Source organism: Stenotrophomonas sp. YJH_SMC_130 (assembly GCF_059369035.1).
Genome location: NZ_JCAFSH010000002.1, coordinates 362,304 through 386,235 on the forward strand (window position 1 = coordinate 362,304; position 23,932 = coordinate 386,235).

Below are 23,932 nucleotides of genomic sequence, written 5' to 3' on the forward strand. Positions count from 1 at the left end.
GACGCACCATGCTAGAGCGAATCATTCGCGCGTCTATCGCGCACAGATGGCTTGTGCTCCTTCTGGTCCTGGCCCTCTCAGGCCTTGGGATCTGGAACTACAGCAAGCTTCCCATCGACGCCGTTCCTGACATTACCAATGTCCAGGTGCAGATCAACACCGAAGCTCCGGGCTACTCACCGCTGGAGGCCGAGCAACGGGTCACCTTCCCGGTCGAAACAGCGTTGGCCGGGTTGGCAAAGCTGGAATACACCCGTTCCATCTCACGCTACGGCCTGTCTCAGGTCACGGTCGTGTTTGAAGATGGCACAGATATCTACTTCGCCCGTCAGCAGGTCGCAGAGAGACTTCAGCAAGCGGGATCCCAATTGCCCGTGGGACTAAAGCCAAGCCTTGGACCGGTAGCGACGGGCCTGGGTGAGATCTTCATGTACACCGTGGAAGCGGAGTCCGGTGCTGAAGAGACGTGGACACCAATGGCGCTTCGTACGCTGCAGGACTGGGTGATCCGACCGCAGATGCGCCACTTGAAAGGCGTAACCGAGGTCAACACCGTCGGAGGCTATGTTCGCCAGTTTCACATCACGCCGGACCCGAAGAAGCTCCAAGCATACGGACTGACGCTGCAGGATGTGCTCGAAGCCGTGGCCCGCAGCAACACTAACGTGGGTGCCGGCTACATCGAGAAAAGCGGTGAGCAGTACTTGGTACGCGTGCCGGGCCAAGTGGCCGACATGGCGGGTTTGCGCAAGATCGTAGTGGCTAACCGTGATGGCATGCCATTGCGTGTTGGCGATCTGGCAGAAGTTGTAGAAGGCACCGAACTTCGTACAGGCGCGGCAACCAAGGATGGCAACGAAGTGGTCCTTGGTACGGCGTTCATGCTCATCGGCGAAAACAGCCGGGACGTGGCTCAGCGAACCGCGGCCAAGCTCAAGGACATCGACGCTACGCTGCCTGACGGCGTTCGGGCGCATCCTGTGTATGACAGAACCGAACTGGTGGATCGGACCATCGAGACGGTGAAGAAGAACCTCCTCGAAGGCGCCTTGCTCGTCATCGCGGTGCTCTTCCTGCTTTTGGGCAATCTTCGTGCGGCACTGATCACTGCGGCGGTCATTCCATTGACGATGCTGCTGACGATCACAGGCATGGTCCAGAATCGCGTCTCTGCGAATCTGATGAGCCTGGGCGCACTGGATTTTGGCTTGATCGTCGATGGGGCAGTCATCATCGTAGAGAACTGCCTGCGTCGCTTTGGCGAGCGGCAACACCTTCAGGGCCGTTTGTTGACTCGGGAAGAACGATTTTCCTTGGCGGCAAGTGCCAGTGCAGAGGTGATCAAGCCAAGCCTGTTCGGCCTTTTCATCATCGCGGCGGTCTACATCCCGATCTTTGCCCTCTCCGGCGTGGAAGGGAAGATGTTCCACCCGATGGCGCTTACCGTGGTCATCGCGCTTACCGGTGCCATGGCACTGTCCTTGACATTCGTACCTGCCGCTGTGGCTCAGTTCGTAACGGGAAAGGTTTCGGAGAAGGAAACCAAAGCCATGCGCCGAGTCACCAACGTGTATGGCCCGATGCTTGAGCGTGCCGTCAATGCACGCAAGGTAGTGGTGGCCTCTGCTGCGGTGCTCACCGTCCTGGCGGGCCTGCTTGCAAGTCGCCTCGGCACCGAGTTCATTCCGAACCTGGATGAGGGCGATATCGCCTTGCATGCGCTTCGAATTCCAGGGACCAGCTTGACCCAGGCGATCGGCATGCAACGTCAGCTGGAAGCGGCGATCAAACAGTTCCCCGAGGTAGATGAAGTCGTCGCAAAGATCGGCACTGCCGAGGTGGCCACCGATCCCATGCCCCCCTCCGTAGCCGACACCTTCATCATGCTCAAAGATCGGGACCAATGGCCTGATCCGCGCAAGCCGAAGGCACAGCTTGTTGCCGAGCTCGAGAAAGTGGTTCGCGCCATTCCTGGCAACAACTATGAGTTCACCCAGCCGGTGCAGATGCGGATGAACGAGCTCATTGCGGGCGTTCGGGCTGAGGTTGCTGTCAAGCTGTACGGCGACGACCTGGAGCAACTGGCAACCATCGGCAGCCAGGTAGAGAACGTTGCCAGTGAGATCCAGGGAGCGGCCGACGTGAAACTTGAGCAGATCACCGGTCTGCCATTGATGACGATCACGCCGGACCTGGATGCACTTGCACGATACGGCGTAGCCATTGACGACGTGCAGAAGACCATCTCGGTGGCGCTGGGAGGTGAATCGGTCGGCCAGGTGTTCGAAGGCGATCGGCGCTTCGATATCGTGGTTCGTCTGTCGGAGAACCTTCGCCAGGACGTCCGGACACTGGCGTCACTACCTGTGGCCGTCGCGCCCGGGGTGAGCACAGGCCAAGAGCGCAGCTTCGTGCCGCTGGGCCAGTTGGCCAAGGTCGAGATCGCGCCTGGTCCGAACCAGATCAGCCGTGAGAATGGTAAACGCAGGGTGGTGATCACAAGCAATGTGCGCGGGCGCGACTTAGGGTCCTTTGTCGAGGAGTTGCGCACCAAGGTCGGACAGGAGGTCCAGCTGCCGGAAGGGTACTGGATCGAGTACGGCGGCACGTTTGAGCAGTTGATCTCGGCAAGCAAGCGGCTGTCCGTCGTCGTGCCAGTGGTTCTGGTGATGATCTTCGGATTGTTGTTCATGGCATTCGGCTCAGGGAAGGACGCTGCGATCGTATTCAGTGGCGTGCCGCTTGCACTGACCGGGGGCGTGGTGGCGCTGTGGCTGCGCGACATTCCCATGTCCATCTCCGCAGGTGTGGGCTTCATCGCTCTTTCGGGCGTTGCCGTGCTCAATGGCCTGGTAATGATCAGCTTCATCAAGAACCTGCGGGAAGAAGGCGTCCCCCTGCACAAGGCTGTCACCGAAGGTGCTCTTACCCGCCTCCGGCCAGTCCTGATGACGGCCTTGGTGGCGAGTCTGGGCTTCCTTCCTATGGCCCTGAACGTCGGTGCTGGCGCGGAAGTTCAGCGTCCGCTCGCCACTGTTGTTATCGGCGGAATCATCTCTTCAACGCTGCTGACACTTCTCGTGCTGCCGGCGCTGTATCGATTGGTTCACCGCGAAGATTCTGTTCTGGAAAGTCGCTCCTCATGAACCACCCGTCCCCTTTCTGCACAAGGAACTTGTCTTTGACTTCTTCCAACAAGCTCTTTGCTTGGCTTTCGATGCTTGCCGCAGTCCTCCTGCCGTTTGCGGCGTTCGCGCACGGTGTAAGCGAGGGAGACCAGGCCTTCCTTGAAGAAAGCACCGGTAGGCAACTGATCGCGTTTACCTACCTTGGCGCCAAGCACATGGTGACTGGATACGACCACCTTCTATTTCTGTTCGGGGTGATCTTCTTCCTATACCGCATGCGGGACGTGAGCATCTACGTCACCTTGTTCGCCATTGGCCACAGCACGACGCTGCTGCTCGGCGTGCTCGGCGGCTTTCATGTCGACGCCTATCTGGTCGACGCGATCATCGGTCTCTCGGTGGTCTACAAGGCCTTGGACAACATGGGCGCGTTCAAGCGGTGGTTCGGCGTGCAACCCAACACCAAGATTGCAGTCCTTGTCTTCGGCTTCTTCCACGGCTTCGGCCTGGCCACGAAGCTTCAGGACTTCTCGCTATCGCCGGACGGGCTGGTCCCCAACATGCTTGCGTTCAACGTGGGCGTTGAGCTCGGCCAACTTCTGGCGCTTGCCGGCATCTTGATCGTGATGGGCTTCTGGCGTCGGCTGCCTTCCTTCAACCGCCAGGCCTACGGCGTGAACACCATCTTGATGACGGCCGGCTTCGTGCTCATCGGCATGCAGCTCACCGGCTACTTCGCTTCCTGATTTCTGACCGAGACCCATCATGTCAATCACTATCAATCAACCACTTCCCACGACTGGCCGCCTGCTGAAGTCGACCCTTGTCGCTGCCGCCATTGCCGGCGCGCTTCTCGTTACGGCCGTTCTGCCGGCGGAGTACGGCATTGATCCCACCGGGATCGGCCGAGCGCTGGGCCTGACTGCCCTGGCAGACGGCGGAAGCACCGCCGCAGACCCGGCTACGCCGACGTCCTCGACAGCATCGGACGCAGCGACCACCTTGGCGGAAAAGGCTGCGGCTGCGTTCGGGGCGAACAAGGGGCAATCGCTTGATCCAGCCGCGGTATCGCTCACCAACGGTGAGCTTCGCCAGGACGCGATGACGATCACGCTGGAGCCGGGGAAAGGCAAAGAGGTCAAATCCCACATGGCTGCTGGCGCGGGAATTCTGTTCAGCTGGAAGGCGACCGGTGATGTAGCAGTCGATATGCATGGTGAGCGGCCCGACGTGAAGGGTGCATGGACCAGCTACGCCGTCGAAGCTGCGCAGCGGGAGGCGCACGGCACCTTCGTCGCGCCATTTGAAGGAACTCATGGGTGGTACTGGCAGAACCGAAGCGACACGCCGGTGACCGTGAGCATCGAACTTGTGGGCTACCAAGCCGACATCTATCAGCCGTAACACCCGGCACTTCGCCGACCCAACCCGAGGAGAAACAACATGAAAACTCATAGCGCAGTAATTGCCGGCCTGCTTTTCAGCATGTCCCTTTTCACCACGGCATCCGCTCATGATCCTGCCCTCCATGCCGATCCGGCTCCCCCGGCTGCTCCCAAGGCCAAGCCGACGACTTGCGAACAGCTTGCCGACCGTTCGAAGTACAAGGTGGACCTCAAGGATGCCCAGACCAAGGCGCTGAAGGAACGTTGCGACGCACAGGCAGCTCCGAAGAAGAAGTAAATCCACTCGGATTTAGCCAACGACCCTGCCATTCCGGCGGGGTCGTCACCTCGACCCGAACAGTGGTGGGCGTACACTCCGCCTGTCTGCCGCCTCTGCCCTGAATCCGGGCAAAAGGGCGCACACGGGTTGGTGCCGTCAGAACGTTGCTACCAGGACAATCCCATGCTCGAAGTACTGAGTCACCCGGCGTTTCGGCGCCTGTTTGGTGCCCAGATAGTCGCCCTGGTCGGAACCGGCTTGGCGACTGTCGCCCTTGCCCTCCTGGCCTACGACCTCGCTGGCAGCCAGGCCGGAGCGGTGTTGGGCACCGCGCTGGCGATCAAGATGGTCGTGTACGTGACCTTGGCGCCCGTTTCAGGAGCGTTGGTCCCTGCACGGCTGCGCAAGCGGGTGCTGATCGCACTCGATCTGGTTCGTGCGGTTGTGGCGGTCTGCCTGCCCTTCGTCACCGAGATCTGGCAGGTGTATGTCCTCATCGCTGTGCTGCAGTCGGCATCGGCATGTTTCACGCCGCTGTTTCAATCCACCATCCCCGAAATTCTTCAAGAAGAGCGTGATTACACCCGTGCGCTCTCACTTTCCCGATTGGCATATGACCTTGAAAGCCTGCTGAGCCCGGCGCTTGCTGCCGCACTGCTGACGATCATTAGCTTCCACGGGCTGTTCGCTGGTACCTCGGTAGGTTTCATCCTCTCGGCGCTGCTCGTCGCGTCCACCACCTTCCCGGCCCTCGCTGCGGTCTCTTCCAAGGACGGTCCCTATGCCCGAGCCATCCGTGGAATGCGAATCTACCTCCGCACACCGCGATTGCAGGGCCTGCTCGCGTTGAACCTCTGCGCCGCAGCCGGCGGCGCGATGGTGTTCGTCAATACGGTGGTTATGGTCCGCACCGTTCTGGGCGGGGCGGAGGAGCAGGTTGCATGGGCGCTGGCGGCCTTCGGAGGCGGGTCCATGCTGGTCGCACTTCTTCTTCCGAAGGTTCTCGACCGCATTTCGGACCGGACAGTAATGTTGGCTGCAGGACTGTTCATGTCAGTTGTCCTGGTTACCTTCCTTGGCGTCTGGTTTGCCCTGAAGGGACATCCCGGGTGGACGGCGGTCATTCCGGCCTGGACGCTGCTGGGCATGGCGTATGCCGGCTTGGTTACCCCCGGCGGGCGGCTGCTGCGGCGTTCGGCTGAGTCCGCCGATCTACCATTCCTCTTCGCTGCCCAATTTTCCCTATCGCATGTTTGCTGGTTGATCGCCTATCCACTCGCCGGGTGGGTTGGTGCGCGCTACGGCTTGCATGTTGCCTTGGCCGCCTTGGGGATTCTGGCCACACTCGGTTTGGTCGCCGCGTGGCGCAGATGGCCGGCGCACGATCCAGAGGAGATAGCGCATAAGCACGAACATCTTGCTGAGGACGACCCGCACCTCTTGGCACACCGAGACGTGGATGGCACGCACCGTCACCGGTTTGTCATCGATCAACTTCACACACGCTGGCCAGGCTGACCAAGGCGCCAGGCGGGCGGCGAGCACGGAGCTACCTACTTGCGAGTTTGGTCGCAGACGTACAAGTCCATGTCGACGTCATATCGACACGCGCGCCCACATTCGTAAGATCCCACTTCCTGCGCCCCTGGCAGTGGAGGGCTATTTCTCAGGGCGGCTATTGCAGCCGCCTGGCAATGCTCGAAGGTGTCGTAATCGCCATAAACAGCGTGACGGACTTCCTGAGTGGACGCGCCGGGCGGATAGACAAAGGCAGTCCAGCGCCCCTGGGACCCGCCGCAAGAAACCGCGACTATGGCGACGCCGACGGTTAAGGTTGTCCGACCGATGTCCATGGCCGAATCCTAGCACCGCCGCGCGCCGGGCGGACACCAGCTCAAGCCTATTCAGCTTCGCGAACCAATTTCCTTCGCTCAGGGAAGTCCGCTGTTGGCGATGAACGGACCTCCGTCGCCTGCAAGCGGGCAGGTGACCACGGAAGAAGCGACCTGGAACCGCTCTCTCAGTGTTGCCGCGTTACAGGTTAGGGAAGTTCGCGAAGCAGCTCGGCGTGGCGCCAAGTTCCACCAATGAGCCAATGACTGGCAGAACGCTTTAGGGCTAGGATTGCCTCAGGGGCGTAGTAGGAGTTGGTGTCAGTCTGCGTCCTACACGGACCGTTGACCAAGCCTCTTACAGGACGCCCCATGCCTCGAATTCGCCATTTGGCCATTCGGAACTTTCGATCCATCAAGGCGCTCGACTGGTCGCCCGCCCCGGGCATCAACTGTTTGATCGGTCCTGGCGATAGTGGCAAGTCCACCATCCTCGATGCCATCGACCTGTGCTTGGGTGCTCGACGAAGCATTTCCTTCGGCGACATGGACTTTTTTGACCTCGATGTCTCAGAGCCCATTCGTATTGCCGTGACATTCGGGGAACTGCCGGCATCGCTGATGGACATTGATGTCTATGGCGACTTCTTGCGAGGATTCGATTCGGTATTTGACACCCTAGAAGACGAACCCGCCGCGGGGTTGGAGACAGTGCTTACGCTGCTGCTTCAAGTCGGGGCGGACCTTGAGCCCAGCTGGACGCTGATCTCCGATAGGTCGCTTCAACAAGGCTTGGAACGAAGCCTGCCTTGGAAAGAACGCATCGTGTTAGCTCCGGCACGCATCGGCAGCTTTACAAGCTCCAACTTATCTTGGAGCCGCGGGTCGGTGCTCAACCGGCTAACAGACGAGCGCGCAGAATTGGGAGCCCAGCTCGCTCTAGCAGCGCGTCAGGCGCGCGCCAACTTTGGCGCTCAAGCATCGCCCCACCTGAGTCAGACACTCGGAATCGTCCGGACAACTGCCCAGAGCCTTGGAGTTGACGTCGGATCGATGCCGCAGGCCTTACTCGACTCGCACTCCGTCTCCATCGGCGAAGGCGCCATCGCGCTTCACAGCGAGGCAGGCATCCCCCTTCGGTCCCTTGGTACGGGTTCTTCTCGACTCTTGGTGACGGGACTTCAACGGGCCGCGGCGGAGTCAGCGCCGATTGCCTTGGTGGATGAGGTGGAATATGGGTTAGAGCCCCATCGGCTCATGCGGCTGCTGGATTCCTTGGGAGCCAAGGAGACGCCGCCGCCTCTCCAAGCGTTTCTCACAACACACTCCCCTGTGGCACTTCGTGAGCTTTCAGGTGAGCAGCTGCTTGTAGTTCGGCCACGACCGGCTGGCCATGTCGTCATTTCCGCTGGCTCGACCGACGAGATTCAAAGCACGCTGCGCACTGACCCGGAGGCCTTTCTGGCGAAGTCTGTGATTGTGTGCGAGGGAGCAAGCGAGGTAGGGTTTGTGCGTGGCCTCGATCTATGGGGGGTAGCCAGCAAAGAATCCTCTTTCTTGGCTTTAGGTGGTGCATACGTCAATGCAGGCGGAGGCACTCCGGACAACGCTTTTGCCCGAGCGACTGCGCTTATGGATCTGGGTTACCGAGTCCTCGTCTTCATAGACGCTGACAAACCTGCCGCTCCAGGTGTTGCAGAAGCATATCTTCAATCAGGCGGCAGCCTCGTGACTTGGCGGGCAGGAATGACGTTGGAGGACGAGCTGTTCCTCTGCCTTCCTGACACATCGATTGATGCCCTGCTCCTGAAGGCTAAAGAGCGTGTTGGCGAAGATCTTATGAACCAACAGCTGGTTGCCAAATCGAACGGTCTAACAACTTTGGCGTCCATCGAAGCGCTGAGGCCGAATTCACCCTATCCGCCTGATATTCGCGTACTGCTTGGCGAAGTCTCCCGTATCAAAAAGAATAGCTGGTTCAAGTCGCTTACGACTTACCAGTCAATCGTCCTGGATATCGTCTCTCGGGGCTACGCAAACGCGGACGCTAGCTTCAAGGCAGTAGTAGACCAACTCTGGGCCTTTACCCGTGCTGCCTGAAATCGATCTGCTAGCTATCCAACGCGGATCGATCACCGCCCCAGCAGGATGCGGCAAAACCCAGCTGATTGCCGAGGCGCTGGCATCCCACTCTGGGAACAGACCGATCCTTGTTCTGACTCACACAAATGCTGGCGTCACCGCGTTGAGGACACGCTTGAAACGCGCGGGGGTGCCCAGCTCTGCCTATCGGCTGTCGACGATTGATGGATTCGCTATGCGTCTCATCGCCAAGTTCCCGGCGCGCAGTGGCCATCATCCCCAACTCTTGGAGCTCAACAACGCGGGTAGCGACTACCCCGCGATCCGTGAATCATTCCGGCAACTCTTGGACTCGGGGCATATCGCTGCACCCATCGCAGCCACTTACGCCCGGCTTTTGGTTGACGAGTATCAGGATTGCAGCACCGTTCAGCACTCCATCGTGTCCACCCTCGCTGCGCTTTTGCCCACGTGCGTCCTCGGTGACCCTCTGCAGGCCATCTTCGGATTTGGCGGAAATCGGCTGGTTCACTGGGAACAAGACGTTCAATCGTCCTTCCCAGCAGCGGGTAGCCTTCGAACCCCTTGGCGCTGGCAAATTGCAGGTAATGAAGAGCTGGGCCAGTGGCTGCTATCCCAAAGGCATGCTCTTACGGCCGGCTTACCCATTGATCTAACTACGGCTCCGTCATCCGTTCGTTGGATCCAGCTGGTTGCCGGTAGTGAAGTGCAGCAAAGATTGACTGCGGCACGGACCAATGCGCCTGGTAGCCAAGGAACGGTTCTGGTAATTGGCGAGTCCATGAATGTTCAAGGCCGCCACCAACTCACCAGCCAAACGCCTGGGGCAATGGCGGTAGAAGCCGTGGACATGCGAGACCTCGTCAACTTCGCCAGGCAATTCAATCTTCAGGCTCCTAGTGCGCTGCAAGACTTGGCCACCTTCTCCGCTCTCATGATGACGGGCGTCGGCACGGCGAATCTAGTGACGCGTGTCGGTACCATTCGTAGAGGGAGAGCCAGGACACCTCCAACTCCTGTAGAAGCTGAGGCAGTCGCCTTTGAGTCCGAGCGGACCATGACGCGCGCCTTGCGGCTGGTGGACGCTTTGGCCGAACAGACAGGCACTCGGGTCTATCGGCCCGAGATTCTGCACTGCTGTCGATCAGCCATGCGAAGCGTTATCAACGGAGAGCAAGATCTATTAGGAGCCGCACTTCATGCCCGCGAGCGAAATCGTCACCTCAGCCGCCCCATTGCGCGCAGAGCAGTCGGCAGCACTCTCCTTCTGAAAGGTCTCGAGGCAGACATTGCCGTGGTCCTCTATCCGGAGAGCATGAGCGTGCAGAACCTCTATGTAGCCCTCACGCGTGGTGCGAAAGGGCTGGTGATCTGCTCCAGTACCCCAACGCTGACCCCGACCCCATAGCCTCAACCTAACCATTCTGCGCCCTATCAGGCACGAAGCTTTGCGGCGCTTCATCATTGCAATGGTCACAATGGACCTTGTCCCAAAGTCGTTGCTGAACATCTGGGTCTGAAGAACGTGGGTCTCGCCGGGCAGCGACTGCATCAGGATTGATTTCAAGGTTCTCCTTGTCCCACCTAGATGATTGGGCGGCGAAGGTGGCGTAGGCTATCTGCTTACCAATGATGCGTCAGCGGACAGCAGAATGAGCAGACCCAACTCAGTAGAGGATAAGGCATTGGCCGCTCTTGACCGCCTGGTGAAGCGACGCCCGACCAATGAACTGCTGAAGGCAAAGATGGCCGCAGGTCATCGGATCATCACGCCTACCGCGGTCGCGGCAGAGGCAGGAGTAAATAGAGGGAGCTTTGGATCAAGGCACGCTCGACTTGGGCACGTCTGGCTTAAAATTCAGGAGCTGGCTGAGGAGGAGAGGCGAGGCTCAGTAGCTGAAGAGCTCGCCAGGGTTAAGGCTGAGAACGCAAGGTTGAAGGCTCTGCTTTACAAGACCAACATCCACAACGCATCTCTCCAACTCGCAGTGTCCCGGCTTCAGAAGCAGAGTACCAAGAGAGACGATGGAGCAAATGTCGTCAACTTTCGCCGGAACGATCGGAAGCGTCCCCGGTAGCGTTGGATATCATCCTCAGCACTGCTCGACTCTGAACAACACGGCTCATAGCAATCTTGGAATACTGATCCCTAGAGTTGGTCCGCTCCATCTGGACAATGGCCTGATTTTTCAGGAGGCGATCCTCCCAAAAGTCCTTATGCTCTGGCAGGATGATGCAGCACTTGCACCCCGCGCACAGGCCGGGCGACCGTAGGCCGAAGTTCGGCGAGGCGCGGACAGTGAGGAGGCTTGCTTGTGGGTTGCAGCTGGAACGGTCAGGCAACATATCAATCAGGCAACTTGCGTAGGTCCCTGTCCATATCCGCAGGTCGGTGAGTTTCACGTATGCCACGGCCTTATCGATCGGCGTCTCTCCGTCCATCTTGGACAGTGCCTCGGTCATTGATTCGGCATGCTGCATGAGAAGACGCTGCGCCGGTCCACCTCCGATCGGCCTGCCGAGGGTGATTTGAACTAGGAACCGAGAGGTCTCCATGACTCTCTCTCCTTCCAAGTTCTCGAGCAGAGCCGCATCGTTTCCAATGTACCCTTGATCCGTGATCTGCTCGCTCATGTGACGGAAGTGCGTCCGTAGCGCTGGCATTAGTTCCGGCTTGGATCGGAACACATAGTGCGCAAAGGTGATCCTCCATCGCTGCGGGCGTAGGTACCTCACCTCGTAAACAGCTTGCGTCGTTTCGATGCCACGCTTCTTCGTGAGGGCTTCGACGGCAAACTCACGTTGCAGCAGAGAATTTCTGGATGCTGTCATTCGGCCGATTCCATCGGGACCCGATGGAAGGGACTTGGCGTGGGAGAAGCTGAGCATCAGTGACTTAGTGCCCGATAGTGCTCGCCAAGGCTCCATTAGCCGCACCAGCACCTCGACGGATTTCAGCACGATCGGCAGGTGATTCGTGCCCAACGGGCGCAGTCCGGCAGTCCACTCATGGCGAGTCGCTTCCCTTTTGGCGGAAATGCCACAGATGGAGAACACCTCCATTAGTCCGTCTAGCGACGTCACTGACTTGACCACACCGTGCTGTAGCGTCGGATCGTGGTCCAGGGAGAGGCCAATCAGCTCATGAGCTCGAATCCCGGTGCATCCCTGCAGCAAGACACTGCATGCGCTTTGAGTCATTAGTATTAGGCGTCTCAGGCCCTGAGTTCCGCTAATCTCGCGCTCGTCACCAGCGTCATCAATCCGATCTATGGTGGCCAATGGCTCATGCCAGGGTGTCAGTGTCCCTGGGATCGGGCTCATCTGGAACTCCTCGATGTGCCGTTTGATCTGACGAAAGCAGGCGATTCGTCTCGGTCCCGTAGCACTTCTTGCGTCGATCAGCATCGGGATGACCTCAGCCTGAAGTCTGATCACATCCTCCGAGCCGTACTCAATCCATTCACATGCGTAGGAAAGAATCGGTACCGAGATCTCGTCCGGGACAGGCATCAATCCACCCGTTCGAGCAAGCCCGAGCGGCTCTGTCACGACGTCGTAGGTCTTTCTTCCGTCAAACGGCGCTTCGCACGGTGCTTGTCCGCCTCTGGCGCGCAAGCTGTCCGCGATTTCGTAGATCTGTGTAAGTGGATGGATGAGTTTGTAGGCGGTCGCATGCGTCCACGCCCTGTCTCGACCGGCATCACTTCGGGCCGTCATGTACTGCTCTTCGAGACCTTCGACGTAGTCCCAGCTCATCGCCGTGGTGATATCGAAGAGGGAGTGGATCTCCCGCTCTCCCATGAACTTCACCAGCTCCCTCATGCCCATGTAAGTGCCAGGGATAGACCCAACCGTCATACGTACGGTGTCCTCAATGATGGCGGTCTTGAGGTAGCACTTCAGCTCAGAGAGCAGTCCTCTGTGCTTGTAGTCCGTGAGCAACTCTCCGCGTGCCACAGGGATTGCCCAGTCAACTGTGACAAACTCCTTCTGTTGGCCGACCGTGGTCTGGGCAAAGGTCCAGACATCACTGTCATAGTCAACTTGGAAGGAAGGATGCAGGGTCGCTGCCTGCGCTGTTTCGACCTTTCTTGCTGCGGGCATAGCCATATCTCTAGAATTGATTCGCTAGTGGCGGTACAGCCGGACTATTCAAGTCCAGGCAGGGGCGTCAGCATGATCATCATCGCTGATTGTCGATTCGCAGTTGTGCTCACTGCTGGGATCCATGAATCGCGGAGAGCGAGATAGGCATTCTCGAACTTTCGCCTCCAGATCTCGCTGCCGAGCTCTGCCCTGGCTTCTTCGTATAGCTCCTGCAGTTGAAGAAAGCGCGCGAGCGCGTAGGCTTCGTTTGGATCAGCTGCGGCGAGCGGGCATGCAGGACAGGAACCATAGCTGGTGCAGAGCTTTCCATGGCGCTGCCCTGGTTGAGGACTTTGGAATGGATCTGCACAGCAGAAGCCCTGCGTGGCTGCCGTTTGCTCACGATCACTTCGGGCGGAGCGTGTGTCGATCTTTCCATTTGAAGTCACCCAGCGCTCCTGTGCGGTCATGGCTCCTGCCAGCTGTTCCTTTTGCCGATGCTGCATCGTGGTTGTCTGGTAACTGTCTTGACCAGTTGACAGTAGCCGATGGCCTAGCATTGCTCGGAGCTCGAAGGCGTCGCCGTCGGTCAGCCCATCAACCGCTTCGGAGAACGCAAGCCTGTTTGCTTGAGAGCCAGAGTACTTAAGCCCCCTTCGTTTGCAGAACAACGTGATGTAACCGGTCACCCGCGTGGTCACGTCGTCGGTTCTGGCTGAGTAGGAGTCGATGTGCATTCCTCGGCGCTTGTGCCGCCCGCCTTCGGAAACTGCGTGGAGGAAGAAGTCATTGGCAAGCTCACCAGCAGCGTAGTCTCTGATTCGTTTGGTCCAAGCAATAACGAAACTGATCAATCTTTCAGGCGCTAGCGGGTGATCGCTAGCGGGGAAGGCTGCTCGCTGTGTCGCGCCCTGAGCGGAACTTCCAGCCCTGCGCTTGGAGGACTTGATCACCGTTCGCTTTTGTCCAAGCGGGTAGTGCTCCGATATGCCATTCAGGGTGAGTGTTCTAAGTGGCTGCTCGTTGAAGCCCGAGTGCATGGCTAGTACGAGAAAGAATGGGATCAGATCGCCGCCGATCGGGTGCGCTAGTCTCCTCAGACGGAAGTACTCGCTTTCGCTGATCTTTCCTACGCCTGGGAGCTTGTGAACCGCGCCTTGGCGAGGAAGATGACCGTCAAAGTTTGCCAATATTTGAGCAATTGCCTCTGCCGGATCGCTTAGCGATACAGCGTCGCCCTTTTTCTTCTGAGCGAGGGCACTGTGAACCCTATCTAGAAGCGGCCACACTTCGTCCATTGTCGATATGCATTCTTCGACCGCCGCCTTCATGACGTTGGCCCAAGCCGCACGGTCCAGCTCTTTCGGCTTGCTCTTCCGTGGCAGTCCTGCGAACGGCTTTGGCGGAATACGGATCACCTTCCACCGTGGATCCATCTCGTGCAGCGCAAGAACGACCTTCTTGAAGGTCCCGTAATAGTGGCGCTGGGTCTCCACCGAGAGAACTGTCGGGTGCGTGGTATCCCTACCTTTCAGATACGTTAGAAAGGACTCGCCGAGATCCATTGGAGTGTCGTCTGGGCCGCTTATCTTTACCCCTTTTACGGTTAGGTACTGCACCAGGCCACTCACGATGTTGTTAGCTGAAGAGGATCTAGTCGTCTCCCTGCTGTTCTTGTTAGCTCGGCAGAACGCCTCGGCGAAGAGCGGTGCCGCTGCACCTATGCCCTTCCACCGGCTGAGATTAACGATGTTGTCGCGCAGGTCTCCGGCGCGCCTGAACGCGACTTCTAGGCGACCAGCGCTCTCGCGGACATCCCATTTCTTTGTGTTGCCTACCTTTTCCTCAACTACTACGGCGTGCCGCAGCTGGGCGGATCTTCTTCCTGCCACGTAACGCTCCAATCCGTGTTCAATCTGATTTGATAAGGTGAGTCGGTCACATGCGAGGAGTAGTGCGTATGCTGGCCGTGGAGCCGTGTGAGCTCCAACTCGTCAGGCCTCGACGCCGATTCGCATAAAGGGTTGACCTTCAAGGTGCAGTCTGATCGATTCCCTGGTTTCGCTCTCGAATGCGTTCGCGCTTCGCAGGTAGATGGACTCAGTCGTATCCCTGAGACTGTGTCCCAGTACCGACTGAACATACTTGATCGCATCCATGTCACCGTTTGCGCGCTTCTCCATGTCCGTGTACAAGGCGAAGGTGTGTCGAAGGGCGTGAATGGTTATTCGCTCGCGCTGCGTGGATTCGTAGCGAGCCAGGTCACGCTCTTTGGAGAGCCGTTTGAGCAGCCTGTCCTTGGCCTGGGCGAAATGCCGGTCGAAGATCTGCGGGGTTATCGGATTGCCCGCATGCTTGCGGTTGTTTGCGTCGAGGACGAATAGGACGCCGTGATCCTCGAGCTTGTGGTATCCCAGTCGGAGGTCAACGAGGCGCTGCCGAACACCTTTGGCATAGCGCTTCAACGCGTTGAGTAGCCAGACTGGAACGGGAACATTGCGCTTCTTGTTACCTTTCCCGAGCACGGGGATGGCGACTGCAGTGAGAGGATCGCGCCCTTCCGTACGGGCCTGAAGGATGGTTTTCGCTTTGAGATCGCACACTTCCGCCCGCCTCAGTCCTGCTTGATAGCAAAGCTCAGCCATCAATCGCTGCGCCGTGGTTGCGTATGCCAGTTCAACCAGACCGTTTCGCTCGAGCACAGGGTTTGGACCTAGTTCGTCAAGAATACCGACGACGGTCTCGGGATGGAGCGCAGTGATGAGTTCGTCAGCGTCGTTCAGCCCGGGAAGGTCGACGCCAACGTCGAGAACTTGAACAGTTCCTCGCTTCGTCTGCTTGCTCAGCAGCGCTGGTGCCTTCCTCAGGTATCCCCGTTTCACGCAGAATGCGATTAGCTTGGTCACGGTCGACCATCTTCGATGAATAGTCGCGGCGGCGAGCTTATCCAAGGTCACCGCAGAGTCCAGGTCAGTCAAGGTGTCCGCATAGGATCTGAGGAGATCCTCATCTACGTCGGAAACGAGCTTTTTTCTTGCGTCAAGAAAGTGATGGAAGTCGGTGAGGTCAGCCGCGATAGCTGCGGTTGTGTTCTTGCTGCAGGCAAGCTTTGGCTTTGGACCGATCGTTAGATGGGCATCTGCAAAGAATTCAAAAGCGGGCTGAACGATCGTTCCATCAGACCTGCTGACCAAAAAGCAGAAGCCTTCGGGTAAGGGTACGCCTTGCGCACACTTGATTCCTGTCGCTTCCGAAGCGATTGCACGTGCGGTGCATATTTCGACGTCATAGACCATGGCGCCGAAAGCTATCAGGTATACGGAAAGTTTTTTTTGCTGTGAGCCTTACGGTACGTTAACAACTGAAATGAGAATCATGCCTACTTTTTACTTCCATTGATTCATATATTTACGCGTGATCGTGACCCTACTGGTACGCTCGGTGTGAAGGAAGACCTGCTCGCTGGTACGGGGGAAGTGCGCAACAGAGAGGTGGGTTCGTTCGTCGCGCAGGCTAGATTTGCTCCTTCAGTACCAATGTTGGTGTCCGCTTGGCGCGGCAATCGGTAGCGCGCGGTCAATGGCTACCCAAGGCTGGCAGTGAGTTGACATCATCAATCGGGAGACGCCGCGGTTGCTACTGCGCGTTCTTTAGGGAAGCGTGTTGGCTGGGCAGTGGGTACGCCTGGAGCTACCGATTCAATTGCTGCCGGCAAAGGTAAGGTTGCCGCAACGCCACTGCACCACTTTTGATTGCTGGCAACCTTTGGTTGGCCGTCTCCGGGTTCTCCGGAGCGACGCTATCAAAGAGTTTCTCGAGTGCTGCCCGCGTGCTGATCCCTAACTGTGCCGAATGTGCGAGAGGACGGCCGCTGCATACGCGCTCTTTCAACGAGCCATCGAGACAACGCGCTGCTCAGCCATGATCGGCGATCATGTGGCCAAGGTCGGATGCACTCTGCAGTTCAATGATGCGATCGGTCAGGCGTTCAGCTGCGATCTGCAACCCGTCATCGTCTGACGAGTACGGGGAGCCGAACAGCGGGATCTCGACCCACAGTCTCTCCTGCCCATCATGCACATAGGGGCCATGGTCATCCAAGAGAAGGGCTTCACCCACGTGGGGGGAGACATAGGAAAGATCCTTTGTCCTTCCAGACCAGTGGATGTATCGAAGCTCGACAAACCATGCCGGAACACTGCCTTCCCTAGCCAGGAGTCCGGCAATTCTTCTTGCAAGTGCCTCGGGAACCGTAGTGAACAGTACAAGTTCCTCGAACTGCGATCGGACATCCTCTAGGAACCGGTGAAGCCCAGGGCGAGGAATCTGACTGACTGCGTTGGAGATGAGCGTGCCTTCGAGGTCCAGTGCCAGGATGGTTGGCTTCATTGGGAGTTCCTGTCTAAGCTTCTAAGCCTGAGTAAACGCATCGGTAGGTAGCTATCCATGGCGTGGGTCACAGGGTACCGGTTCGGGCTACGCCCCTCTGAAACTTTGCCCAACCACTTCACTTCCGTTGGATTGCTTCTGAGACCTCTACGGCCCAACGCGAGGTGTGGATGATCCTGGTCTCCTGCAGCTGCTCTTGAAGGATCTGGCGTTTGGTGAGCTGAGACACCGCCTCCCACTCGTTCCTGAAGATGTAAGTGGCATTGCCTGACTCGGGACTCTCGAACACGTATCGATTCCTTCCCGTGAACCCAAAAACGATGTACTCACTGAAACCGCCTAATCCGACTGCCATGAAGTCGGGCTCGTGACGAGTGATGGTCCGGATGCGCTGCTTAGCGACTGCGCGGTCGCTGTCGGTCAACTGCTTCAGATAACTATCCAATACCTGCATCGCTCTATCGAACGGGAACTTCCCCGGAGGGAGAATGCGCCAGTTGATCTTCTCGACCCTGACCGGCACCGCGAGGTCCGGGTCAACGATTTCGAAGTGTTGGAAGCATTCCAGGTAGATGTTGAGGAGGTTTGCAATGCTCTCTTCTGGCTCCGTCCGGTCAATGATCCTAGTAGCCATTGCGATACCACTGTCTGTATCTACAGCAGTGAGGAATTCACCAGGTGGTGCAACGTATTCCCTGGGATAGGTCTCATAGGATCTTGTCTGAGTACCGTGGTGAGTGTGTCCGTGCCAGTCCTTCCACGAGGTATTGATTGATCGAGACTTGGTGACCATCGGAAGGTCCTTTCGGATGATCTCTTTGCCTCGGGCATTGAATAACGTCGCGGGTCCTTCGGCGCTTGGCACAATGGAAGCGCCTGCGAGCGGAAGGTCGTCGAATCCCAGCATCGCCGCTTGGTGTTCTGTGAGTGGGCCGCTAAGAATGCGAAACTGTGGCAGCCGCTCAATCGTGCTTCGGTAGACTGATAAACCTCTCACTTGCTTGGGCATACGCTGGTCCTTTTCATGAGGAAGCGGGATAACCAAATATGTTTGGAAAGCCGTCTAAGCTTGCTGCGGAGGAGATGCTATTTCCTTTTCGGGGAGATGGTATCAGTACTCAGAAACCTAGGACGCTCTGTCCCTGTAGGCGCCGCTCGGACTGCATCCATAGCTTTGTACTGATGCTAGCCTCGTTTTCCGTTCGGCTAGAAAAGTTGCCCCTGTGGCGACTTGTCTTGGGGAGGTTGAAAAAGATGAGTGGCCAGCGCTGGCAGCCTAGTGAAACCGAGTTCACGATGCTTCTTTTCAAAGCGCTTCCGGATCAAGTCCGCTACAGGGCCAGTTCCGGACATCCTGGTGCCAAAGCTGGCGTCATACTCCTTTCCACCATGCATCTGTCGCATCAAGCTAAGCACGTGCGCAGCGCGGTCCGGATAGTGCAGCTCGAGCCATTCTCTCCAAATGTCCTTAATCTCGTTGGGTAGCCTGAGAAGCACGTAGCCTGCTGCCCGAGCGCCGTGTTCGTGAGCAGCCTCAAGGATGGCTTCTAGGTCATGGTCGGTGATCATGGGAATGACCGGCGCGATCAAAACCCCTACCGGTACTCCTGCCTCGTGCAGCTGATTCATTGCTCGCAGCCTTGCGTGGGGAGCAGCAGCTCGTGGTTCCAGTTTTGCAGATAGCTTCCTGTCGAGCGTGGTGACCGAGAAGTAGACCGTAACCAACCGATCCTTGGCCATCGACGCCAGCAGTTCGACGTCCCTGGTGATCAAGGCACTCTTGGTGACGAAGCTCACCGGATGCTTGGCATCAGCAAGCACCTCAAGGCATTGGCGTGTAATTTGGTAATTCCTTTCAATCGGCTGATAGCCGTCTGTGTTTATCCCCAACGCAATCGGGGTGCACTTGTAGTTCGACTTGCTAATTTCTGCTCTGAGGCGCTCCGGGGCATTTGTCTTTGCAAACAGGCGCGTCTCGAAGTCTAAGCCTGGTGAAAGGCTCAAGTAGGAGTGAGAAGGGCGAGCAAAACAGTAAACACAGCCATGCTCGCAGCCGCGGTACGGGTTGACCGACGCGCTAAAGCCAACGTCAGGGGATGAGTTGTGGCTGATCACTGTGCGCGCTCGCTCTTCCTGCACCTGAGTTCTCAGCGGTGGCGCGTCTTCCATCTCCTGGTAGACCGACTCCCAGCCGTCGTCGACTCCCACTGTTGCAGTGGTATCGAAACGGCTTGGGACACGCGATGCGGCCCCTCTGCCTTTGAGGGGAACTTGGGCCTTTCGAGCATCCTGTTCCATGGCGACAACTTGGGAAGGTCGGGCCGTTAGTATTATTGCTAACCACAGGCGCCGCAACACCGTGAAATTCAGCTAGCTGTAGGCCATACGGTCGTTTGGCGAGTAGGTTCTGCCCAGGCTTATCCACAGCTTCGGCTGGCAAGGCCTTTATCAGCTGCGTTGGCCATGGAGCGCTTTGGCTTCCGCCAAGAAGATCTGCATCAATGCCCGCGATCGACGTGTTGCTGCAGGCAGTGGAATGCCCAACTGTGCGCAGAGCGAAGTCGCATATGCCATCTGTGCACCCGTGGGCGGCTTGATGTCCCAATCCGTTAGCTGGGGGATGAGCTTTGAGAGCTCTTCTGCCAGGCGGTACTCAAAGCCTCTTGCTTGCCCTTCCTCTTCTTGCATTCGACGCATCTGCATAGCGACCTGCTCCCTGCCCATGGGAGAAAAGGGAAGCTCAAGAGTGAACTCCAGTTCCGGACATACGAGGTAAAAGTTCATGGGAGATGCAATTAGTACTTATAAGTAGACTACCTTTAGAGGCGTAGTCTTTAAAGTACTGGAACCACAAGCTGCTTCGTATGGTCGAGCATACGAACCAAGCGAAACTTGCAGATGTGATCCGCGCGCATCGCATTGATCTGGGTGTCAGCCAAGAAGCCTTTGCTGACCACATCCAGATGCACCGCGCCTACTACAGCAAGATCGAGCGTGGCGAAAAGAACCTCACTCTCGCTACCTTGGAGCGAGTTGCTAAAGGCATGGGTACCTCGATGTCGGCCCTGCTGCGCGCCGCAGGGCTCTAACACTCTTTGCAGACCACGAAGGTTGGCCAACCTCTCCAGGATGGGCGTGTTTGGCCGGCACTGCGCGGGGGATTGTGCCGATAGCAATGTGTTTACTGATTATTCTCTAACCTGTTGATCTATATGGATTTATCTAGTGAACAATCAGGGGGTATTGATACCATGCTCACAACCGCGGTACGGATTCACCGACTGGCTGAAGCCGACGTCTGGCGAAGTGTTGCGGGTGATGATGCTGCGCGCGGTCTCCGCGCGCACCTCGGTGCGCAGGCGCGGCGCGAGGAACTCCTCGCTCTCATCGACCGCCCAGCCGTCGTCCACCGCCTCGCTGACGGTGCTTTCGAAGCGCCCAGCAAGGTGGGACGTGGAACCTCGGCCCTTGATCGCAATACCCATTGCGGCAGCGTACGCCGGGGCTGTCTCAATGGCTGCGACGGCCGTCTGAAGGGTTCAGGGCAAGTCTGAGCCGAGCGTGGGCTCGGCTCTACAGTGGATACGGGTACCTTGTAGAGCCGAGCCCATGCTCGGCTGCATCCATCGGTCAAAGCAGCGTCAGGTACCCGCGCACGGTAGCATCCAGCCCGTCATACAGTGCCTCGCCGATCAGCGCATGGCCAATCGACACCTCCAGCACGTCCGGCACCTGGGCCAGGAAGTCGCGGAGGTTGTCCTGTGACAGGTCATGGCCGGCATTCACTCCCAGCCCCACTGCCTGCGCCCGCCGCGCCGCAGTGGCGAACAGTTCGAGCACTGCCGCAGCGTCGCCCGCCGCATGCGCCTCTGCGTAGGGGCCGGTGTACAGCTCGATGCGGTCGGCCCCGACCTCGGCGGCCTGCTCCAGCGACGGGTTGCCCGCATCGACGAACAGGCTGACCCGGCAGCCCATCGCCTTCAGTTGGGCAATCAACGGGCGCAAGCGCTCGGCGTCGCGCTCGAAGTCGAAACCGTGGTCGGAGGTGATCTGGCCATCGCCGTCGGGCACCAGGGTGGCCTGCGCCGGACGGGTCTGTTCGCACAGCGGCAGCAGCCCCGGGTACCCCTCGCGCGGCGGCGCAAATGGATTGCCCTCGATGTTGAATTCCACGCCACGCGCGCGGGTCAACGTGGACAGGGCCAGCACGTCCTCGGCGGTGATGTGGCGGCGGTCCGGCCGCGGATGCACGGTGATGCCATGCGCGCCGGCATCCAGGCAGGCCTGGGCGGCGCGCACCACGTCCGGTTCGGCACCGCCGCGCGAATTGCGCAGGACGGCGATCTTGTTGACGTTGACGCTGAGCTGGGTCATGGAACGGAACTACTTGGAATGAGGGGACGGATCGCTGCCGTTGGCGTCATCGTTGCGGCGCGCCTGGGCCTGCTCGCGCAGGCGGCGCAGTTCCTCGGCATCGATCAGGGTGGCCGGGTCGCGCTGCAGGTCGCCGAAACGGGCCACGTAACGACCGCGTACCCAGGCCAGCAGGAAGGCGAGCGCAGCCAGCAGGCACAGGGTCATCAACCCCGCGCTTGGGGTCTTCAGCGCGAAGGCAAAGCAGCCCAGCGCCAGCAGCAGGTACAACCAGTACATAGTCGGGCTCCCCGGATGATCGCCGCAGTGTAGCGCTGCGTCAGAGCAGCGGCGAGGCCAGCCGGGCGAAGGCCTCGGGCAGGCGGTGCAGCCACAGCGAGCGCCCGGCCTGGTCATGCACCCGCGTGGCGCGATCGAATTCACCCTGCAGCAGCTCGGCCAGGGCCGCCACGCGGTCCCGGTCGCTGATCATCATCGACAGCTCGAAGTTCAGGCGGAAGCTGCGGTGGTCGAAGTTGGCACTGCCGACAATGCAGACGTCGTCGTCGGCGATGAACGCCTTGGTGTGCAGCATGCGCGGGCCGTACTCGTAGATCTTCACGCCGGCATGCAACAGCTCGTCGAAGTACGAGCGCGCGGCCTGGGTGACGAACCACGAATCGCTCATTTTCGGTACCAGCAGGCGCACGTCCAGGCCGCCCAGCGCGGCCGAAGTCAGCGCCATCCGCGCCGCTTCACCCGGCACGAAATAGGGCGTCACCAGCCACACCCGCTCGTGCGCTTCCTGGATGGCGGCGACGTGCAGCCGGTGGATCGTCTCCCAGCCCGAATCCGGGCCGGACACCAGTACCTGCGCGTTGATCGCGCCATCCCCGCGCAGCGGCATATCGGCCGGCCACAAGCGGGCGATATCCATCCGCGAGGGTTCCTGGCCACTGGCGTAGAGCCAGTCCTCGGCGAACACCAGCTGCAGACTGCGCACCACATGACCGCGGATGCGCATGTGCAGGTCGCGATAGGCGTCGGGCCTGCGGCTTTCGTCTTCCTCGTCGGTGATGTTGATCCCGCCAGTGAAGGCCAGGCGGCCATCGACAATCACCAGCTTGCGGTGCGTGCGCAGGTTCAGCCACGGGCGCTTGAACGGTTTCAGCAGCTGCCGTGGGTGGAACCAGATCGCTTCACCGCCGGCCTCGAGCAGGGGCTGCAGGAAACGGCGGGGCAGGGCGGATGAGCCCACCGCATCCAGCAGCAGGCGCACCTGCACACCGGCACGTGCGCGCTCGACCAGGGCATCGCGCAGGGCGGTGCCTGCGTGATCCGGATTGAAGATGTAGTACTCCAGATGGATGTGATCGTGCGCCTGTGCAACGGCTTCCAGCAAGGCCGCGTAGGTCGCCGCACCGTCCACCAGCCAGGTCACTTCGGTGGCACTGCTTGGGGCCAGTCCGGTCGTGGCCTGGGCCACCTTGGCCAGTTCGGTGCAGTCCGAATCGGGCGGGCAGACATCGCTGTAGTGCTCCATGCCCGAGCGTGCACGGCCACGACGCAGCCGTTGCCGTTTCACCTTCTGCGGGCCCAGCAGGTAGTAGATGAAGAGCCCGAGATAGGGGAGCAGTGCCAGCGAAAGGATCCAGCTCAGCGTGGCCACCGGCTCGCGCTTCTGCAGCATGATCCAGCCCGCCAGCGCGAACAGGTACAGCAGGTAGGCCACCGCCAGGATCGTGCCGAGGTGGGCGATACCGTCGAGCCAATGGCGCAGGGAATCGAAGAGGGCAAGCATGCGCCGATCATAGCGGGCGCGTGCTCCCTGATGGGGTCAGATCCCTTTTCCTGCCAAATAAGGTTCTGACCCCGACTGCATCCCACAAAAAAAAACGCCCCTGTCTCCAGGGGCGTCTGCAGTCGCGTCATGACTGTTGTGTTGCGGTGTCGCGTTTACTGCTGCACAAAACCGATCTTCTTCATCTGAGCGTTCTTCGCGGCGGCCAGAACCTTGGCCATCACGTCGTACTCGGAATCCGGGCTGGCGTCGATGCGCAGTTCCGGCTGGTTGGTCGGGTCACGCTGGACCTCCTGCTCCATCCGCTGCTGCAGCTCGCTGGTATTGATCGGGCTGTTGTTCCACGAGACCTGGTTGCTGGCGTCGATCTTCAGTTCGATCGGCGGCGGCGGTTCGACCAGCTGCGGCGGTGGGTTGAGCACGCGCTGCGGCAGGTCCACGGCGATCGGGTACGTCATGATCGGCGCGGTCACGATGAAGATGATCAGCAGAACCAGCATCACGTCCACGAGGGGCGTGACGTTGATGTCTGCCATGGGGCCCTTGCCACCACCACTACTGAATGCCATGGC

20 protein-coding genes and 1 pseudogene are annotated in these 23,932 nt (G+C 59.0%); 9 read left to right on the plus strand and 12 right to left on the minus strand.

Annotated features, from left to right (window positions below):
* Positions 1–8: 8 nt before the first annotated feature.
* From AC5P5V_RS05825 to AC5P5V_RS05860, 8 genes are all read left to right on the plus strand, one after another.
* Positions 9–3,146 (plus strand): efflux RND transporter permease subunit, encoded by a 3,138-nt coding sequence (locus AC5P5V_RS05825; protein WP_012478645.1) that lies wholly within the window; start codon positions 9–11, stop codon positions 3,144–3,146.
* Positions 3,143–3,874: a HupE/UreJ family protein gene (locus AC5P5V_RS05830; protein ID WP_012478644.1), complete on the plus strand. Its 732-nt coding sequence runs from the start codon at positions 3,143–3,145 to the stop codon at positions 3,872–3,874. The genes AC5P5V_RS05825 and AC5P5V_RS05830 overlap by 4 nt, the downstream gene beginning before the upstream one ends.
* A gap of 19 nt (positions 3,875–3,893) precedes the next feature.
* On the plus strand, positions 3,894–4,532 hold the full coding sequence (locus tag AC5P5V_RS05835; RefSeq protein WP_012478643.1) for a hypothetical protein: 639 nt from the start codon (positions 3,894–3,896) through the stop codon (positions 4,530–4,532).
* 39 nt (positions 4,533–4,571) lie between these two features.
* The gene (locus AC5P5V_RS05840; RefSeq protein WP_005414985.1) at positions 4,572–4,811 is read left to right on the plus strand and encodes a hypothetical protein; all 240 of its coding nucleotides are present in this window, start codon (positions 4,572–4,574) and stop codon (positions 4,809–4,811) included.
* A gap of 165 nt (positions 4,812–4,976) precedes the next feature.
* Positions 4,977–6,311 carry an MFS transporter gene (locus tag AC5P5V_RS05845; protein ID WP_005414984.1) on the plus strand — a complete coding sequence of 445 codons (1,335 nt, stop codon included), beginning with the start codon at positions 4,977–4,979 and terminating at the stop codon, positions 6,309–6,311.
* A 686-nt stretch (positions 6,312–6,997) separates the two neighbouring features.
* Complete coding sequence (locus AC5P5V_RS05850) at positions 6,998–8,725, plus strand: ATP-dependent nuclease (RefSeq protein WP_005414983.1); 1,728 nt, start codon at positions 6,998–7,000, stop codon at positions 8,723–8,725.
* Positions 8,715–10,136, plus strand: a complete 1,422-nt coding sequence (locus tag AC5P5V_RS05855; RefSeq protein WP_012478642.1) for a UvrD-helicase domain-containing protein — start codon at positions 8,715–8,717, stop codon at positions 10,134–10,136. The genes AC5P5V_RS05850 and AC5P5V_RS05855 overlap by 11 nt, the downstream gene beginning before the upstream one ends.
* Positions 10,137–10,380: 244 nt before the next feature.
* Positions 10,381–10,806, plus strand: coding sequence for a hypothetical protein (locus AC5P5V_RS05860; RefSeq protein WP_125892599.1), 426 nt, complete (start codon positions 10,381–10,383; stop codon positions 10,804–10,806).
* Here AC5P5V_RS05860 and AC5P5V_RS05865 read toward each other — a convergent pair.
* The 7 genes from AC5P5V_RS05865 to AC5P5V_RS05895 form a co-directional block, all read right to left on the minus strand.
* The gene (locus AC5P5V_RS05865; RefSeq protein WP_005414981.1) at positions 10,769–12,841 is read right to left on the minus strand and encodes a hypothetical protein; all 2,073 of its coding nucleotides are present in this window, start codon (positions 12,839–12,841) and stop codon (positions 10,769–10,771) included. The two genes, AC5P5V_RS05860 and AC5P5V_RS05865, sit on opposite strands and share 38 nt — an antisense overlap.
* Positions 12,842–12,879: 38 nt before the next feature.
* Positions 12,880–14,721, minus strand: a complete 1,842-nt coding sequence (locus AC5P5V_RS05870) for a hypothetical protein (RefSeq protein ID WP_021204602.1) — start codon at positions 14,719–14,721, stop codon at positions 12,880–12,882.
* Positions 14,722–14,811: 90 nt separating this feature from the next.
* Positions 14,812–16,113, minus strand: a complete 1,302-nt coding sequence (locus AC5P5V_RS05875) for a tyrosine-type recombinase/integrase (RefSeq protein WP_495215827.1) — start codon at positions 16,111–16,113, stop codon at positions 14,812–14,814.
* 619 nt (positions 16,114–16,732) lie between these two features.
* Positions 16,733–17,206 (minus strand): NIF family HAD-type phosphatase, encoded by a 474-nt coding sequence (locus tag AC5P5V_RS05880; RefSeq protein WP_021204601.1) that lies wholly within the window; start codon positions 17,204–17,206, stop codon positions 16,733–16,735.
* 118 nt (positions 17,207–17,324) lie between these two features.
* Positions 17,325–17,999, minus strand: a complete 675-nt coding sequence (locus tag AC5P5V_RS05885) for a hypothetical protein (protein WP_229298499.1) — start codon at positions 17,997–17,999, stop codon at positions 17,325–17,327.
* A 413-nt stretch (positions 18,000–18,412) separates the two neighbouring features.
* Complete coding sequence (locus tag AC5P5V_RS05890) at positions 18,413–19,504, minus strand: PA0069 family radical SAM protein (RefSeq protein ID WP_021204599.1); 1,092 nt, start codon at positions 19,502–19,504, stop codon at positions 18,413–18,415.
* A 150-nt stretch (positions 19,505–19,654) separates the two neighbouring features.
* Positions 19,655–19,990, minus strand: a complete 336-nt coding sequence (locus AC5P5V_RS05895) for a hypothetical protein (protein ID WP_012478634.1) — start codon at positions 19,988–19,990, stop codon at positions 19,655–19,657.
* An 80-nt stretch (positions 19,991–20,070) separates the two neighbouring features.
* On the opposite strand from AC5P5V_RS05895, the gene AC5P5V_RS05900 reads away from it, so the two are divergent.
* Complete coding sequence (locus AC5P5V_RS05900; RefSeq protein WP_012478633.1) at positions 20,071–20,295, plus strand: helix-turn-helix domain-containing protein; 225 nt, start codon at positions 20,071–20,073, stop codon at positions 20,293–20,295.
* 159 nt (positions 20,296–20,454) lie between these two features.
* On the opposite strand, the pseudogene AC5P5V_RS05905 reads toward AC5P5V_RS05900, so the two are convergent.
* The 5 genes and pseudogenes from AC5P5V_RS05905 to AC5P5V_RS05925 form a co-directional block, all read right to left on the minus strand.
* A pseudogene (locus tag AC5P5V_RS05905) lies at positions 20,455–20,691 on the minus strand (radical SAM protein); the annotation flags it as partial.
* A gap of 145 nt (positions 20,692–20,836) precedes the next feature.
* Complete coding sequence (locus tag AC5P5V_RS05910) at positions 20,837–21,580, minus strand: pyridoxine 5'-phosphate synthase (RefSeq protein WP_134968144.1); 744 nt, start codon at positions 21,578–21,580, stop codon at positions 20,837–20,839.
* A 9-nt stretch (positions 21,581–21,589) separates the two neighbouring features.
* Complete coding sequence (locus tag AC5P5V_RS05915) at positions 21,590–21,859, minus strand: hypothetical protein (RefSeq protein WP_061480714.1); 270 nt, start codon at positions 21,857–21,859, stop codon at positions 21,590–21,592.
* Between the two features lie 40 nt (positions 21,860–21,899).
* The gene (gene cls, locus AC5P5V_RS05920) at positions 21,900–23,360 is read right to left on the minus strand and encodes a cardiolipin synthase (protein ID WP_049413411.1); all 1,461 of its coding nucleotides are present in this window, start codon (positions 23,358–23,360) and stop codon (positions 21,900–21,902) included.
* Positions 23,361–23,515: 155 nt separating this feature from the next.
* A complete protein-coding gene (locus tag AC5P5V_RS05925; protein WP_005411740.1) occupies positions 23,516–23,929 on the minus strand; it encodes an ExbD/TolR family protein in 414 nt (137 codons plus the stop codon).
* Positions 23,930–23,932: the final 3 nt, after the last annotated feature.